Source organism: Citrobacter sp. Cpo061, from assembly GCF_030332845.1.
GTDB classification, from domain to species: Bacteria; Pseudomonadota; Gammaproteobacteria; order Enterobacterales; family Enterobacteriaceae; genus Citrobacter; species Citrobacter portucalensis.
The window spans coordinates 392,059-407,763 of sequence record NZ_JAOWHB010000034.1; the positions used below are offsets into that span (position 1 = coordinate 392,059).

The window sequence follows — 15,705 nt, forward strand, 5'->3', positions numbered from 1 at the left end:
CATTTATCACATCACACCAAACAGTTTCGGCAGGAACAGCGAAATCGCCGGAATGTACGTCACGAGCATCAGCACCAGGAATAGCACAAGGTAGAATGGCAACATCGCCTTCACCACCTGCTCTATTTTCTGTTTACTCACCGCACTGGCCACAAACAGCACCGACCCTACCGGCGGCGTAATCAGGCCGATCCCTAAGTTCACCAGCATGATCATGCCAAAATGAACCGGATCAATGCCGAGCGCGTTGGTCACCGGCAGCAGAACCGGCGTCAGAATGAGGATCAGCGGTGCCATATCCATCAGCGTACCGATCAGCAGCAGCATGATGTTAATACACATCAGGATGACGTATTTGTTGTCCGAGATGCTGGTGAAGGCTTCAGTGATACGCATCGGCAACTGCATATAAGTCATGACGGCACCGAACGCAGCAGCAAAACCTATCAGGATCATGACGATAGTGACCGTTTTCACCGTGCGGAACATCAGCTTCGGCAGCTCAGACCATTTATAGTCACGATAGATAAACATGGTGACAAAGAAGGCCCACAGGCAGGCAATTGCCGCAGACTCCGTTGCGGTAAAGATACCTGACAGGATACCGCCCATGATGATCACAACGGTCATCAGGCCCCACAGCGTATCAACGAAAATCTTCAGCGCCTGGCGAAACGGTACACGTTCTCCTTTTGGATAACCGCGCTTGTGCGCAAAAGCCACGCACATCACCATCAGGCTGAGGCTTAACAGCAGCCCCGGCAGGATCCCGGCGATGAACAGCGCGGCAATCGAAACCGTGCCACCGGTTGCCAGCGAGTAGATAACCGAGTTATGGCTGGGCGGCGTAAGAATCGCCTGCACCGAACCGCTGGCCGTTACCGCTGCGGCAAAGTCACGCGGATAACCTTTTTTATCCATCTCCGGGATCATTACCGAACCGATGGACGCGGTATCAGCCACAGACGATCCGGAAATAGCGCCAAAAAAGGTTGATGCCACAATGTTTACCAGCGACAGTCCGCCGCGGATAAAACCAACAAAAATATAGGCAAAGTTCACCAGTCGCCGCGCAATTCCCCCTTCGGCCATGATTGCCCCAGCCAGAATAAAGAATGGGATCGCTAACAGAGAGAACTTGTTCACCCCGCTGGTCAGTTGGATCATTACCGCTTCCAGCGGAATATCAATATACCAGGCCCCAATGATGGCGCTAATGCCAACTGCGTACGCTACCGGTACCCCAATCGCCAGCATAATGCCGAGCGTAAAGACGAGAATAAATGCATCCATCTGCTTTCCTTTCTAAAATGGGGGCGGTAACTAGCTGGTCGATCCCAGCATGACAACGGGACGTTGGTACTGCGGACCACGGAAAATCTTTTCAGCGATAAACAGCAGCGTTATGGCAGAGCCTATCGGCAACGGAAGATAGTTTTGCCCGGCGCTTAAAAGCGGGAATTCCGCCACGGGCTGGTCCCACAGTTCAAGGCAGAGATTGGTTCCGTACCACAGAATGAACAGACTTATCGCCACCAACATAACGTCAGCGATTACCGAGCAATATCGGCGAGAAGCATCACCCAGACGGTCAGTCACCATGCTCACCGCGATATGCGAGCCTGCACGATAGCTCACCGCCGCGCCAATAAAGGTGAATGTCACCATACAGAGAATAGCGACGGGTTCAGGCCATGACAGGGCGTTATTCAGAACATAACGCGCGAATATGCCAATGGGGATAATGGCGACCATGACCAATAATGCGATACCGGCAATCCACATTGACACCCGATAAAGAAAATCCATTACCGATGAATAGCATTCACCCATAATTATCACCTCGAATTAATCAAAAGATTCAGGCGGAGGGTTGATATCCCCCACCTGATGAATTACTTCACATCCTGAATACGTTTGATCAAATCCTGGTGGTCTTTACCATAATTATCCCGCACTGACTGCGTGGCTTTATAGAAATAGTCCGTATCAATATCGTGGAACTGAACGCCGTTGGCTTTCATGGTCTCCAGTGATTTCGCATTATAATCCTGCCAAAGTTTTCGTTGCTCTATCTGTGCTTCTTTGGCGAGTTTAATAATGAGATCCTGATCTTCTTTTTTCAACTTATCCCATTTAGCTTTCGAAAACAGAAAAAGCTCAGGAATAATAAAGTGTTTGCTCCAGGTATAGTTTTTCACGACCGGCAAATAGTTATGCGCAACAAACGTTGGCGGGTTATTTTCCGTGCCATCAATAACGCCGGTCTGCATGCCGCTAAATACTTCACTGACGCCCATGACAACGGAGTTAGCGCCCATCGCTTTCAGGGTATCCAGCGCTATCGGACTTCCTTGAACACGGATTTTCATACCGTGTAAATCTTCCGGTTTCACCACCGGATTTTTGGTGATCAGGTTACGCGTGCCGGCATCCATCCAGCCGAGAAACACCAGCCGCGATTTGGTATTAGCCGTCAGACGGTCGCCAATTTCCTGCCCGATCATGCCGTCGAGAACCTTATGCAGATGGTCCTCATCGCGGAAAATATATGGCAGGGTAAACACGTTAATTTCAGGGAGAATGGCGGCAACAGGCGTCATTGAGACACGAATAATATCGATAGCGCCTAATTGCGCCTGTTCAATCATCTGTTTTTCATCGCCTAACACGCCACCAGGAAATGTTTTAATCTCCAGACGGCCGTCGGTCGCAGCGCTAAGTTTTTCCCCCATATGTTTCACTGCGACAACGTTCGGGTAATCAGCCGGATGCACATCTGCGGCGCGAAAAGTTTGTGCCAGCGTTGCATGACTCGCCAGGAATACAGACGCGCCAATACACAGACTTAACAGGTTTTTTGTCAGTTTCATTTGTCCTTCTCCAGAAGTTCATAATATCCATTAACAGGAATAGCTTGCAGAGCAAATGACTGCCGGAATTAAAAACGGGCAGCGAGAAACTTTCTTAACGACGTTACCTGCGCAGACTAACTGGTGTAACAATTTATTTCGATGACTGCGTTCACAAAAAATCGCAGATGCTTAAAATTTTTAGCACACTGTTTCATTTTTGCAATGCAGATCGTTTTATTGATAAAAAAACAACGCAAGGAAGGCGATTTGATACTAATAACACCCGTTAGCATTTCAATAAAAATAAAACACTAATGTTGCGAGGTAATATCTTCGAATGAAAATGAGGAATGCAGGATGGTATTAACACCATCCTGCTGAGGCGTTTGATGTTTACTGCCAGCCGTAGCGACGGCTATAAAAACCTTTCACTAATTGAGTCAATGTCATGTAACCCGCCAGAATCGCAATCAGCCACGGGAAGTAGCTCAGCGGCAATGCCTGCAATTGCAGATAGCTGGCCAGCGGCGAGAACGGTAATGCAATGCCGACAACCATCACCACCAGCGTCATCAACATCAGCGGCCACGCGGCGCGGCTCTGGATGAACGGCACACGACGGGTACGGATCATATGCACAATCAACGTTTGCGACAGCAGGCCCACCACGAACCAGCCAGACTGGAACAACGTCTGATGTTCAGGCGTATTGGCATGGAAGACGAACCACATCAGGCAAAAGGTCAGAATGTCAAAGATCGAGCTGATCGGTCCAAAGAAGATCATAAAGCGGCCCAATTCGCTGGGATTCCAGCGCTGCGGCTTTTTGATCTGCTCTTCGTCGACGTTATCAAACGGAATCGCCACCTGGGATACATCGTACAGCAGGTTCTGAATCAGTAAGTGCAGCGGTAACATCGGCAGGAACGGTAAGAAGGCGCTCGCCACCAGCACGCTAAACACGTTACCGAAGTTTGAACTGGCCGTCATTTTGATGTACTTCAGCATGTTAGAGAAGGTACGGCGTCCTTCAATCACCCCTTCTTCCAGCACCATCAGGCTCTTTTCCAGCAGGATGATATCCGCCGCTTCACGTGCAATATCAACCGCGCCGTCAACGGAGATACCAATGTCCGCCGCGCGCAGCGCCGGGGCATCGTTTATACCATCGCCCATAAAGCCGACCACATGGCCTTCGCGCTTGAGCAGCGTGACAATGCGCTCTTTGTGCATTGGCGTCAGACGGGCAAACAGCGTGGTGCGCTGAGCAAGCCGAGCCAGCTCATCATCGCTTAATCCTTCAATGCTGTTACCGATAACCACATCGCCCGCATCCAGCCCCACTTCATGACACACTTTCGCCGCCACCAGCTCGCTATCGCCAGTGAGAATTTTCACCGTAATACCGCTGGCTTTTAGCGCTTTGAGCGCCGGCGCAGTGGTCTCTTTCGGCGGATCGAGGAACGCAATATAGCCTTCGAGGATCAGATCTGATTCATCAATACGCTGGTAATCACCTTCACGCGCTGGCAGGTATTTCGTCGCCACCGCCACCACGCGCAGCCCCTGCCGGTTCAGCGTGTCCGTAACGCGTTTCACCCGACGCAGCATGTTGTCATCTAACGGGACTATCTCACCGTTGTGACGCACCTGGGTACATACGCTGAGGATCTCCTGTAGCGCCCCTTTACAGACCAGCTGGTGCACATCGGTTTCTTCTGCCACTACTACCGACATGCGGCGACGTTCGAAATCAAACGGGATCTCATCGATTTTCTGCCAGCGAGTCGAGAGCTGGCGGGCTGATTCTTCGTCCACACCTTCCAGCACCGCCGTATCCAGCAGATTCTTCAGCCCGGTCTGATAATGGCTGTTCAGCCACGCAGAATGCAGGACGTGTTCGCTGGGTTTACCAGAGATATCCGTATGATTCTCAAGTACAATTTTATCCTGAGTCAGGGTGCCGGTTTTATCGGTGCACAGGATATCCATCGCGCCAAAGTTCTGGATAGCGTCGAGGTGTTTAACGATAACCTTTTGTTTTGACAGCTTCACCGCCCCACGCGCCAGCGTTGAGGTGACGATCATCGGCAGCATTTCTGGAGTCAGTCCCACCGCCACAGACAGGGCAAACAGCGCCGCTTCCCACCAGTCACCTTTGGTGTAACCGTTGATAATAAGCACGATGGGCGCCATCACCAGCATAAAGCGGATCAGCAGCATGCTGACGCGGCTGATCCCTTTCTGGAAGGCATTCTGCTCGCTTTCCTGCTCGCTGACGCGACCGGCCAGTTGCCCAAACCAGGTATTGGCTCCGGTTGAAATCACGATGGCCTGCGCCGTGCCGCTCACCACGTTGGTGCCCATAAAGCACAGGGTATCGCATTCCAGCGGGTTGCTTTGCTGTGGATCGCGACTGGTTGCCACTTTCTCCACCGGCAGCGATTCACCGGTCAGTGAAGCCTGGGCTACGAACAGGTCACGCGCCTGCACCACGCGCAGATCTGCTGGGATCATATCCCCTGCCGCCAGCTTGATGACATCGCCGGGAACCAACTGGTCGATCGGCAGTTCAACCCAGCCGTTCTCCCCTTTCTCGTTGATGACGCGCAGCACCGTGGCGGTGTTGCTGACCATCGCTTTCAGCGCATCAGCCGCTTTGGTGGAACGCGCCTCTTGCACAAAATTCAGCAGCGTAGAGATGACGACCATCAGGGCGATGACGCCAGCGGCAAACAGATCTTCGGTGGCATAGGAAATCGCCCCGAGAATGGTCAGCAGTATATTAAACGGATTGCGGTAGCAGACCCACAGATGCACCCACCAGGGCGACGGCTTCTGCGCCGGCAACTGGTTCTCGCCATGTATTTCGCGGGCGTTCTCGACTTCTGCGGCGTTTAAGCCTTCCGGATGAGCGCCGAACGTTTTCCACAGCGCGTCTTCGTCCATCAGCGCCATTTTCAGGCAATGTTCGCTTAGCGATGGCGGGATCGGCGTGCTGGCAACGGTCTGAGCATTCGGCAATGGATCACGATGCACCAGACGATGCGGTAAATGGCGGTTTAGCCGGGCAAACAGCTGGCGGGTCATATTTTTGAACATAGGCAGTCCCTCTGCACCTGTATAAACAGGCGCAGTAAATCCTTCAGGCGTGGCAAAGCCTTGCCTGGTGGCAATATTAAAATCACAACAGGGACGTCAGAACGTCACTGTCTTACTGCTCCGGTAAGACAGTGAAAGACAGGCTTACCGGAAAGGGTTGTTTCTCCATCTCGGGAGAGGGGTGGGATCGGGATCCATATAGCCTCCGGTAAGTGAATGATTTGCGTCGCGGATTATACGCAGAAAACCATAAGGTTTGTGGCAATTATGGCGGTATGATAAACCATGGAAACTAAACCAAACGTATACCAGACTTTGCCCATTGCGCCGCGCTTGAGTAAAGTTATTCTCTATTTGGCATAACTTCACACGCAACACGGGAAAACAGGATGCAAAATCGGCTGACCATTAAAGACATCGCCCGCTTAAGCGGTGTGGGAAAATCAACCGTTTCCCGTGTGCTCAACAATGAAAGCGGCGTGAGTGAACGCACCCGCGAACGCGTTGAGGCGGTGATGAATCAGCACGGTTTTTCCCCTTCCCGCTCCGCACGCGCCATGCGCGGACAAAGCGACAAGGTGGTGGCGATTATCGTCACGCGCCTGGATTCTCTTTCAGAAAATCTCGCCGTGCAGACCATGCTGCCCGCCTTTTATGAACAGGGCTACGATCCGATCATGATGGAAAGCCAGTTCTCGCCCGAGCTGGTTGAAGAACATCTCGGCATGCTCAGACGCCGCAACATTGATGGCGTGGTGCTGTTTGGTTTTACCGGCATTACTGAAGCCATGCTCGCCTCCTGGCAGGATTCTCTGGTGCTTCTGGCAAGAGATGCCAAAGGCTTTGCCTCCGTCTGCTATGACGATGAGGGTGCCATTCGTACCCTGATGCAGCGTTTATACGAACGCGAGCATCGCCATATTAGCTTTCTTGGTGTTCCGCATAGCGATGTGACCACTGGTAAACGCCGCCATGAGGCCTACCTGGCATTCTGTAAAAAACACAAACTACATCCTGTGGCCGCGCTGCCGGGTCTGGCCATGAAGCAGGGCTATGAGCAGGCCGCCAACGTCATCACCCCGGAAACCACTGCCTTAGTCTGTGCGACGGATACCCTTGCCCTTGGGGTCAGCAAATATCTGCAGGAGCAGCGGATTGAGAACCTGCAGTTGGCAAGCGTGGGCAGCACGCCGCTGATGAAATTCCTCCATCCGGAAATTATCACCGTCGATCCAGGATACGCCGAAGCAGGGCGACAAGCGGCCTCGCAGCTGATCGAACAGATCAACGGCCGTAGCGAACCACGACAAATCGTTATTCCTTCCACCCTCTCCTGATCGCTTTCTGAGCATTAATTTGTGATCTTCGCTGCGTTTCGGGAACGTTCCCATTTTTAAATATTCATCGAAGATATACTCTGGCGCCAACAACGAGAGAGTTGCCGAATGACGACGCAACAGCGTCTTTTCCGGTCTACGGGGAACACACACCATCATGAGCAAAATAAAACAAGCAGACATCGACCGGCTAATTGAGCTGGTTGGCGGGCGCGACAATATCGCTACGGTGAGTCACTGCATTACTCGCCTGCGTTTTGTGCTGAATCAGCCTGCAAACGCCAGGCCGAAAGAGATCGAATTATTGCCAATGGTCAAAGGCTGCTTCACCAACGCCGGGCAGTTTCAGGTGGTAATTGGCACCGAGGTGGGCGATTACTACAAAGCGCTGTTGGCGACCACCGGACAAGCCAGTGCCGACAAAGAGCAGGCAAAGAAAGCGGCGCGGCAGAACATGAAGTGGCACGAGCAGCTGATTTCTCACTTCGCGGAGATCTTCTTCCCGCTGCTGCCAGCGCTGATTAGCGGCGGCCTGATCTTAGGTTTCCGTAACGTGATCGGCGATCTGCCCATGAGTAACGGGCAGACGCTGGCGCAGATGCATCCTTCGCTGAAAACCCTCTATGACTTCCTGTGGCTGATTGGCGAAGCGATCTTCTTCTATTTGCCGGTCGGGATTTGTTGGTCGGCGGTCAAGAAAATGGGCGGTACGCCGATCCTCGGTATTGTGCTGGGCGTGACCCTGGTTTCTCCGCAACTGATGAACGCCTATTTGCTCGGTCAGCAGGTGCCGGACGTGTGGAACTTCGGCCTGTTCAGCATTGAGAAAGTGGGCTACCAGGCGCAGGTCATTCCGGCACTGTTGGCCGGGCTGGCGCTCGGGTTTATTGAAACACGCATGAAGCGCATCGTCCCGGATTACCTGTATCTGGTGATCGTCCCGGTGTGCTCGCTAATCCTTGCGGTATTCCTTGCGCACGCCTTTATCGGTCCATTTGGCCGCATGATTGGCGACGGTGTCGCGTTTGCGGTCCGTCATCTGCTGACCGGCAGTTTTGCTCCGATTGGCGCGGCGCTGTTCGGCTTCCTGTACGCCCCGCTGGTGATCACCGGTGTGCATCAGACCACGCTGGCTATCGACATGCAGATGATTCAGAGCATGGGCGGTACGCCGGTATGGCCACTGATCGCCCTGTCGAATATCGCTCAGGCCTCTGCGGTGGTCGGGATCATTATCTCCAGTCGCAAACACAACGAACGTGAAATTTCCGTTCCTGCCGCGATCTCCGCCTATCTCGGGGTAACTGAACCGGCAATGTACGGGATCAACCTGAAATACCGCTTCCCGATGCTGTGCGCGATGATCGGCTCCGGTCTCGCCGGACTGCTGTGCGGCCTGAACGGTGTGCTGGCAAACGGGATTGGCGTCGGCGGTTTGCCGGGCATCCTCTCCATCCAGCCGACTTACTGGCAGGTCTTTGGCATGGCGATGGTCATTGCGATTGTCATCCCAATGGTACTGACCTCATTCGTTTACCAGCGTAAACACCGTCTGGGCACATTACAGATTGTCTAACTTTTCTTCGGGGCGCAGTTGCGCCCCAGCGTATTTCCAGGAAACAACCATGAATATTCCCCACTGGTGGCAAAACGGCGTTATCTATCAGGTTTACCCCAAGAGTTTTCAGGACACCACCGGCAGCGGCACCGGAGATTTACGCGGCGTGACGCAGCGCCTCAACTATCTGCAAAAGCTGGGCGTTGATGCCATCTGGCTGACGCCGTTCTATATTTCACCGCAGGTTGATAACGGTTACGACGTCGCAGACTACACGTCTGTCGATCCGGCCTACGGCACGCTGGAAGACTTTGATGAACTGGTGGCGCAGGCGAAAGCGCGCGGCATCCGTATTATTCTCGACATGGTGTTTAACCACACCTCAACCCAGCACGCCTGGTTTCGTGAAGCGCTGGATAAAAACAGCCCGTATCGTCAGTTTTATTTCTGGCGCGACGGCACGCCAGACTGCCCGCCAAATAACTGGCGCTCCAAGTTTGGCGGCAACGCCTGGGGCTGGCACGCCGAAAGCGAGCAGTACTATCTGCACCTCTTTGCTCCGGAACAAGCCGACCTGAACTGGGAAAACCCGGCGGTACGCGCCGAGCTAAAGAAAGTGTGCGAGTTCTGGGCCGATCGCGGCGTGGACGGATTGCGCCTCGACGTGGTGAATCTTATCTCTAAAGATCAGGACTTCCCGAACGATCCCGACGGCGATGGACGGCGTTTTTATACCGACGGCCCACGCGCGCATGAATTTTTGCGTGAGATGAACCGCGATGTTTTTACCCCACGCAACCTGATGACGGTCGGCGAAATGTCTTCCACTACGCTTGAACATTGCCAGCAGTACGCCGCACAAGATGGTAGTGAACTGTCGATGACCTTTAACTTCCACCACCTGAAAGTGGATTACCCCAACGGTGAGAAGTGGACGTTAGCAAAACCCGATTATGTGGCGCTAAAAGCCCTGTTCCACCACTGGCAGCAGGGCATGCACAATCAGGCATGGAACGCGCTGTTCTGGTGTAACCACGATCAGCCACGCATCGTGTCGCGTTTTGGCGATGAAGGTAAATACCGCGTTCCGTCGGCCAAAATGCTGGCGATGGTGCTGCATGGCATGCAGGGCACCCCCTACATCTACCAGGGTGAAGAGATTGGCATGACCAACCCGCACTTCCGCCAGATTACCGATTATCGCGATGTGGAAAGCCATAACATGTTTGCCGAGTTGAACGGCCAGGGACGCGATGCGCAAGAACTGCTGGCTATCCTCGCCAGTAAATCACGCGATAACAGCCGTACGCCGATGCAATGGGATGCCAGCAAACACGCGGGCTTCACCCCCGGCGAGCCGTGGATCAATCTGTGTGACAACGCAGCAGACATCAACGTGGCGGCAGCACTGAACGATACCGACTCGGTGTTCTACACCTATCAGAAGCTGATCGCCTTGCGCAAAGCGGAGCCGGTTATCACCTGGGGCGACTACCAGGATCTGCTACCGGACAGCCCGCATCTGTGGTGCTATCAACGAGAGTGGCAAGGGCAGCGGCTGCTGGTCATTGCCAATCTTAGCGATACCTTCCAGAGCTGGCAGCCAGCCCAGACCGACGGAAACTGGCAGGTGCTGATGCACAACTATGCCGAGGTTGCCAGCCAACCTGGGGACATGACACTGCATCCTTTTGAGGCCGTCTGGTGGGTGCAAAAATAGCTTGCAATTATGTTCAGGCCCGGTACGCATAGCGCTACCGGGCGTTGCTATATACGCTTAGCTTAGCTTCCTGTTTTTGTTGAATAATTAATCAGAATTTTCTGCCCACAATTTACAATCGCTGTACTGCCCGTCATCTGTACGCTCCGATTTTTACTTTGCGCTACATCAAATAAATCGTAAACATCCTTGATGCAAATCACTACATATAGAACTTAAAATGCACGCCGACCCAATATGTTGTATTAATCGACTACAATTGCTACAACTACAGTGCACCGTTTAACGGTGGAATTGTGGATAAAGTGGGTCAGGATTGCGGGAAGTCATTGGCCAGATAGATGAATAAAGCCATGGCCGCTTCTCCAACCTCTGTGGATAACCTGTTCTTATAAATATGGAGTGATCATGACACCGCATGTGATGAAACGAGATGGCTGTAAAGTGCCGTTTAAATCAGAGCGCATCAAAGAAGCCATTCTGCGTGCAGCTAAAGCAGCGGGAGTCGATGACGCAGATTACTGTGCCACCGTCGCAGAAGTCGTTAGTAGCCAGATGAATGAGCGCAGCCAGGTCGATATCAACGAGATCCAGACAGCGGTTGAAAACCAACTGATGTCTGGTCCGTACAAACAACTCGCCCGTGCGTACATCGAATATCGCCACGACCGTGATATACAGCGTGAAAAACGTGGCCGTCTGAACCAGGAAATTCGTGGTCTGGTTGAGCAAACCAACTCTGCTCTGCTGAACGAAAACGCCAACAAAGACAGCAAAGTGATCCCGACCCAGCGCGACCTGCTGGCCGGTATCGTCGCCAAACACTATGCGCGTCAACACCTGCTGCCGCGTGATGTCGTCCAGGCGCACGAGCGTGGTGATATTCACTATCACGATCTCGACTACTCTCCGTTCTTCCCAATGTTTAACTGCATGCTGATCGACCTGAAAGGTATGCTGACGCAGGGCTTTAAGATGGGTAACGCGGAGATTGAGCCGCCAAAATCCATCTCCACCGCGACGGCCGTCACCGCGCAAATTATCGCGCAGGTTGCCAGCCATATTTATGGCGGTACCACCATTAACCGTATTGACGAAGTTCTCGCACCGTTCGTGACCGAGAGCTTTAATAAGCATCGCAAAACCGCTGAAGAGTGGCAGATCCCAGATGCCGACGGTTATGCGCATTCCCGTACCGAGAAAGAATGCTACGACGCATTCCAGTCCCTTGAGTATGAAGTGAATACCCTGCATACCGCCAACGGTCAGACGCCGTTCGTCACCTTCGGTTTCGGCCTGGGAACCAGCTGGGAATCGCGTTTGATCCAGCAGTCCATTCTGCGTAACCGCATTGCCGGCCTGGGTAAAAATCGTAAAACCGCCGTGTTCCCGAAACTGGTGTTTGCGATTCGTGACGGTCTGAACCACAAGTTTGGCGATCCGAACTATGACATCAAGCAGCTGGCGCTGGAGTGCGCGAGCAAGCGTATGTATCCGGACATCCTGAACTACGATCAGGTGGTTAAAGTGACCGGCTCGTTCAAAACGCCAATGGGCTGCCGCAGCTTCCTGGGCGTATGGGAAAACGAGAACGGCGAACAGGTTCACGATGGCCGTAACAACCTCGGCGTTATCAGCCTTAACCTGCCGCGTATCGCGCTGGAAGCTCATGGCGATGAAGCCACCTTCTGGAAACTGCTCGACGACCGTCTGATCCTGGCGCGTAAAGCGCTGATGACCCGCATTGCGCGTCTGGAAGGCGTGAAGGCCCGCGTTGCACCAATCCTGTATATGGAAGGGGCCTGCGGCGTACGTCTGAAAGCAGACGATGACGTGTCTGAAATCTTTAAAAACGGCCGCGCGTCGATTTCTCTGGGTTACATCGGCATTCACGAAACCATCAACGCGCTGTTTGGCGACAAACACTTGTACGACAGCGAGCAGCTTCGCGCTAAAGCTATCGCCATTGTGGAACGTCTGCGTCAGGCAGTCGATCAGTGGAAAGACGAAACCGGCTACGGCTTTAGTCTGTACAGTACACCAAGTGAAAACCTGTGCGATCGTTTCTGCCGTCTGGATACCGCCGAGTTTGGCGTGGTGCCGGGTGTTACCGACAAAGGTTACTACACCAACAGCTTCCACCTCGACGTGGAGAAAAAGGTTAACCCGTACGACAAGATCGATTTCGAAGCGCCGTACCCGCCGCTGGCGAACGGAGGTTTCATTTGCTACGGCGAGTACCCGAACATTCAGCACAACCTGAAAGCACTGGAAGACGTCTGGGATTACAGCTATCAGCACGTGCCGTATTACGGGACCAACACGCCAATCGATGAATGCTACGAGTGCGGCTTTACCGGTGAGTTCGAGTGCACCAGCAAAGGCTTTACCTGCCCGAAATGTGGTAACCACGACGCCGCGCGCGTGTCGGTCACCCGCCGCGTATGCGGTTATTTAGGCAGCCCGGACGCTCGTCCGTTTAACGCCGGTAAGCAGGAAGAAGTGAAGCGCCGCGTTAAGCATTTAGGTAATGGGCAGATAGGTTAATTTCGACAGTATTATTGCCTGGCGATGTGACGCTTTTCGCAAAGCAATTGGCGCCAGGACAAGGCGGCAAGCAAGCGAATCCCGGGGAGCTTACATAAGTAAGTGACCCGGGTGAGCGAGCGCAGACAACACAGTAATGGCGTCAATTGAGAAGCGAAAATGCGATACCATCAATACTATCCTGTCGATATCGTCAACGGCCCAGGAACTCGCTGCACCCTGTTTGTGTCGGGATGCGTGCATGAATGCCCTGGCTGCTATAACAAAAGCACCTGGCGACTCAATTCCGGCCAGCCGTTTACCAAAGAGATGGAAGACAAGATCATTGCCGATCTGAACGACACGCGAATCCCTCGCCAGGGTATTTCGCTGTCCGGCGGCGATCCGCTGCATCCGCAAAACGTGCCGGATATCCTGCAACTGGTACAGCGTATTCACGCTGAGTGTCCGGGGAAAGATATCTGGGTGTGGACCGGCTACAAGCTTGATGAACTCAACGCCGCACAAATGCAGGTGGTGGATCTCATCAACGTGCTGGTCGATGGTAAATTTGTGCAGGATCTTAAAGACCCGGCGCTGATCTGGCGCGGTAGCAGCAACCAGGTTGTACATCATTTGCGTTAACTTTCAGGCGGTAAACATTCTGTTATCCGCCTCTCAAAAACGGCTCACACACTCCATCGCAACCGCTTTGAACTCGGTGAAATGACGGCACGCGCAGAGTCGCGTCATCGCGCGTTCGCGCAGGAAGGTGACGAAGATATCGTAGATAGCCATCGCCTCTTCGTATTCACTCTTGCTGATGGCGAGCAAGAAGATCACGTGGGCCGTTTCATCTCCCCAGGCGATACCCTGCGGGGCGAGGATGGTGTAGACCACCGTTTTCTTTGCCAGCAGACCAAGGGCGTGCGGCAAGGCAATGCTGTCACCCAGCATGGTGCTGACGATGGCCTCACGCTCAACCACCGAATCAAGAAACTCCGCGTCGACAAAACCTTCATCCTGCAACTGACGGCATAAGGTTTTGAACAACGTTTGTTGATCCATTGGCTCGTCAATCACACGAAAATGGGCGGCATCGAAGAATTTGTTCAACATCCACGGGCGGGTTCTGTCGACCAGCACCAGTTTGCCAATCTGCTCCAGCTGATAATCGGTAGGGAATGGCGCAATCATCACCACCGGCTTATCTTTTTCACCAATCCGCGCGGTTGAGATGACAAAATCTTCGCTGATGCTTTCCCGCTGTTCGTAGTCGCGAAGCGTTACGGTATCGACGATCTCTATCTGCGGATACTTACGCGCCAGTACCGCTTCAATCATCCGCGCCATCGCATTTCCGGCATCGCATACCAGCAGAACCTTCGGCTGCCTCTGGTAACCGATGTTGTAACTACGCTCCAGCCCGACGCCAATATGCAGCACGAGGAAGCCAATCTCATTTTCACTGATGGTGTACGGCGTATATTTTCCCCATCCCGAGACGGCGGCCAGCGTCATGTCCCACGCCATGGGGTAATGCTGTTTAATATTTTCCAACAGCGGATTGGGGATCATTATCTGGTAACGCACCCGGGTGATCATCGTCTTAATATGCGTCAGCAGGTCAGCATGCAACTGTTTATCATTCAACAGGTTGTAGTTGTACTGGGTGTTGATAAAACGCAGGATGTAATTGACCAACGCTTCGTCATCATCCGCATTGATAGCACTGGGCGCGATCTCCTGAACCTGGCGGGCAGCAATATGCACCTGTAGCCAGTTTTCTTCGGAAACGGAAAGCGGTTTGTCTGCCAGGCGGTGCAGTACCGCCGCGATTTCCCGCGTGGCCAGGCACACCGATTGATCGGCCTCTTCTGCGGCAAAATCCGGGAGTGGATATCCTTCGCTAATCCGCCGTACCGCCACCGCGCAGTACAAGCGTAAAAACAGCTCGCCCTCATCGGTCAGACGAATATGGAAACGGGCAAAAATGTCCTGCAAAACGGGTTGCAACTGTTCAGGAAGCCCCGCATTCAGCGCTTCTTGCGTCACTAACGGATGCTGCGGATCCTGCTGCGCCAGCGTCCACAGCAGATCGGTCAAACAGGCGCGGATCGCCATTTCGCTGCCGAACAGCTTCATGCCGTGACGGGGACGCGTTTCCAGCGTCAGATGATAACGTTGCAGATGCTCGCGCACCTCAGCCATATCGTTTTGCAGCGTCGCGCGGCTGATAAACCATTCATCAGCCAAATCTTCCAGCTTCAGCGAGAAAGCCGACGTCAGAAAACGCACCACCAGCCAGTGTATCCGTTCCTGGCTGGTGCGTGGGATGCGCAGCAACGTATTGGGCTGCTGCGTTTGCAGGGTGTGAAAGCTTGCCGGGTCATCAATTTTGAGCTGATAACCATTACCCCGGCTGAGGACAAACTGTGCGCCGTACTGGGTGAGCAGCGCGTTTAGCGCGGTGATATCCGCCCGTACGGTGCGTGTGGAAACCGACAACCGCTGCGCCAGCTCGTCCTGTGGAAGCGCTTCGTTTTGCAACATGTCAAACAGCTGTGCTAAACGTTGGTTGGGGAATCGCACGTCAGTTTCCTCATC

The 15,705-nt window shown here is 53.3% G+C and carries 11 protein-coding genes; 5 read left to right on the top strand and 6 right to left on the bottom strand.

What is annotated here, in order from left to right:
* Positions 1-6 precede the first annotated feature (6 nt).
* From OGX97_RS05420 to mgtL, 5 genes are all read right to left on the bottom strand, one after another.
* A complete protein-coding gene (locus tag OGX97_RS05420) occupies positions 7-1,293 on the bottom strand; it encodes a TRAP transporter large permease (RefSeq protein WP_003830349.1) in 1,287 nt (428 codons plus the stop codon).
* A 30-nt stretch (positions 1,294-1,323) separates the two neighbouring features.
* A complete protein-coding gene (locus tag OGX97_RS05425) occupies positions 1,324-1,833 on the bottom strand; it encodes a TRAP transporter small permease (protein ID WP_043018240.1) in 510 nt (169 codons plus the stop codon).
* Positions 1,834-1,895: 62 nt separating this feature from the next.
* Positions 1,896-2,873, bottom strand: a complete 978-nt coding sequence (locus tag OGX97_RS05430) for a TRAP transporter substrate-binding protein (protein ID WP_048215053.1) — start codon at positions 2,871-2,873, stop codon at positions 1,896-1,898.
* 375 nt (positions 2,874-3,248) lie between these two features.
* Entirely contained in the window at positions 3,249-5,957 is a 2,709-nt protein-coding gene (gene mgtA, locus OGX97_RS05435) for a magnesium-translocating P-type ATPase (protein WP_424953312.1), read from the bottom strand.
* A gap of 144 nt (positions 5,958-6,101) precedes the next feature.
* Positions 6,102-6,155 carry a mgtA regulatory leader peptide MgtL gene (gene mgtL, locus OGX97_RS23185; RefSeq protein ID WP_223240846.1) on the bottom strand — a complete coding sequence of 18 codons (54 nt, stop codon included), beginning with the start codon at positions 6,153-6,155 and terminating at the stop codon, positions 6,102-6,104.
* Between the two features lie 191 nt (positions 6,156-6,346).
* Here mgtL and treR point away from each other — a divergent pair, with 191 nt between their 5' ends.
* From treR to nrdG, 5 genes are all read left to right on the top strand, one after another.
* On the top strand, positions 6,347-7,294 hold the full coding sequence (treR, locus tag OGX97_RS05440; RefSeq protein WP_032942194.1) for a trehalose operon repressor TreR: 948 nt from the start codon (positions 6,347-6,349) through the stop codon (positions 7,292-7,294).
* A 157-nt stretch (positions 7,295-7,451) separates the two neighbouring features.
* On the top strand, positions 7,452-8,870 hold the full coding sequence (gene treB / locus OGX97_RS05445; protein WP_048215055.1) for a PTS trehalose transporter subunit IIBC: 1,419 nt from the start codon (positions 7,452-7,454) through the stop codon (positions 8,868-8,870).
* A 49-nt stretch (positions 8,871-8,919) separates the two neighbouring features.
* Positions 8,920-10,572: an alpha,alpha-phosphotrehalase gene (treC, locus tag OGX97_RS05450; protein WP_235125643.1), complete on the top strand. Its 1,653-nt coding sequence runs from the start codon at positions 8,920-8,922 to the stop codon at positions 10,570-10,572.
* A gap of 408 nt (positions 10,573-10,980) precedes the next feature.
* The gene (nrdD, locus tag OGX97_RS05455) at positions 10,981-13,119 is read left to right on the top strand and encodes an anaerobic ribonucleoside-triphosphate reductase (protein ID WP_003830363.1); all 2,139 of its coding nucleotides are present in this window, start codon (positions 10,981-10,983) and stop codon (positions 13,117-13,119) included.
* 159 nt (positions 13,120-13,278) lie between these two features.
* Positions 13,279-13,743 (top strand): anaerobic ribonucleoside-triphosphate reductase-activating protein, encoded by a 465-nt coding sequence (nrdG, locus tag OGX97_RS05460; protein ID WP_048227187.1) that lies wholly within the window; start codon positions 13,279-13,281, stop codon positions 13,741-13,743.
* A 33-nt stretch (positions 13,744-13,776) separates the two neighbouring features.
* Here the strand turns inward: nrdG and OGX97_RS05465 are convergent, their stop codons facing one another.
* The gene (locus OGX97_RS05465) at positions 13,777-15,690 is read right to left on the bottom strand and encodes a BglG family transcription antiterminator (protein ID WP_235125645.1); all 1,914 of its coding nucleotides are present in this window, start codon (positions 15,688-15,690) and stop codon (positions 13,777-13,779) included.
* Positions 15,691-15,705: the final 15 nt, after the last annotated feature.

Excerpts from the sequence above, each read along its gene's own strand:
- OGX97_RS05430 (WP_048215053.1), bottom strand. The coding sequence starts at position 2,873 with ATGAAACTGACAAAAAACCTGTTAAGTCTGTGTATTGGCGCGTCTGTA.
- mgtA (WP_424953312.1), bottom strand. The coding sequence starts at position 5,957 with ATGTTCAAAAATATGACCCGCCAGCTGTTTGCCCGGCTAAACCGCCAT.
- nrdG (WP_048227187.1), top strand. The coding sequence starts at position 13,279 with ATGCGATACCATCAATACTATCCTGTCGATATCGTCAACGGCCCAGGA.
- treB (WP_048215055.1), top strand. The coding sequence starts at position 7,452 with ATGAGCAAAATAAAACAAGCAGACATCGACCGGCTAATTGAGCTGGTT.
- nrdD (WP_003830363.1), top strand. The coding sequence starts at position 10,981 with ATGACACCGCATGTGATGAAACGAGATGGCTGTAAAGTGCCGTTTAAA.
- OGX97_RS05420 (WP_003830349.1), bottom strand. The coding sequence starts at position 1,293 with ATGGATGCATTTATTCTCGTCTTTACGCTCGGCATTATGCTGGCGATT.
- treC (WP_235125643.1), top strand. The coding sequence starts at position 8,920 with ATGAATATTCCCCACTGGTGGCAAAACGGCGTTATCTATCAGGTTTAC.
- treR (WP_032942194.1), top strand. The coding sequence starts at position 6,347 with ATGCAAAATCGGCTGACCATTAAAGACATCGCCCGCTTAAGCGGTGTG.
- OGX97_RS05425 (WP_043018240.1), bottom strand. The coding sequence starts at position 1,833 with ATGGGTGAATGCTATTCATCGGTAATGGATTTTCTTTATCGGGTGTCA.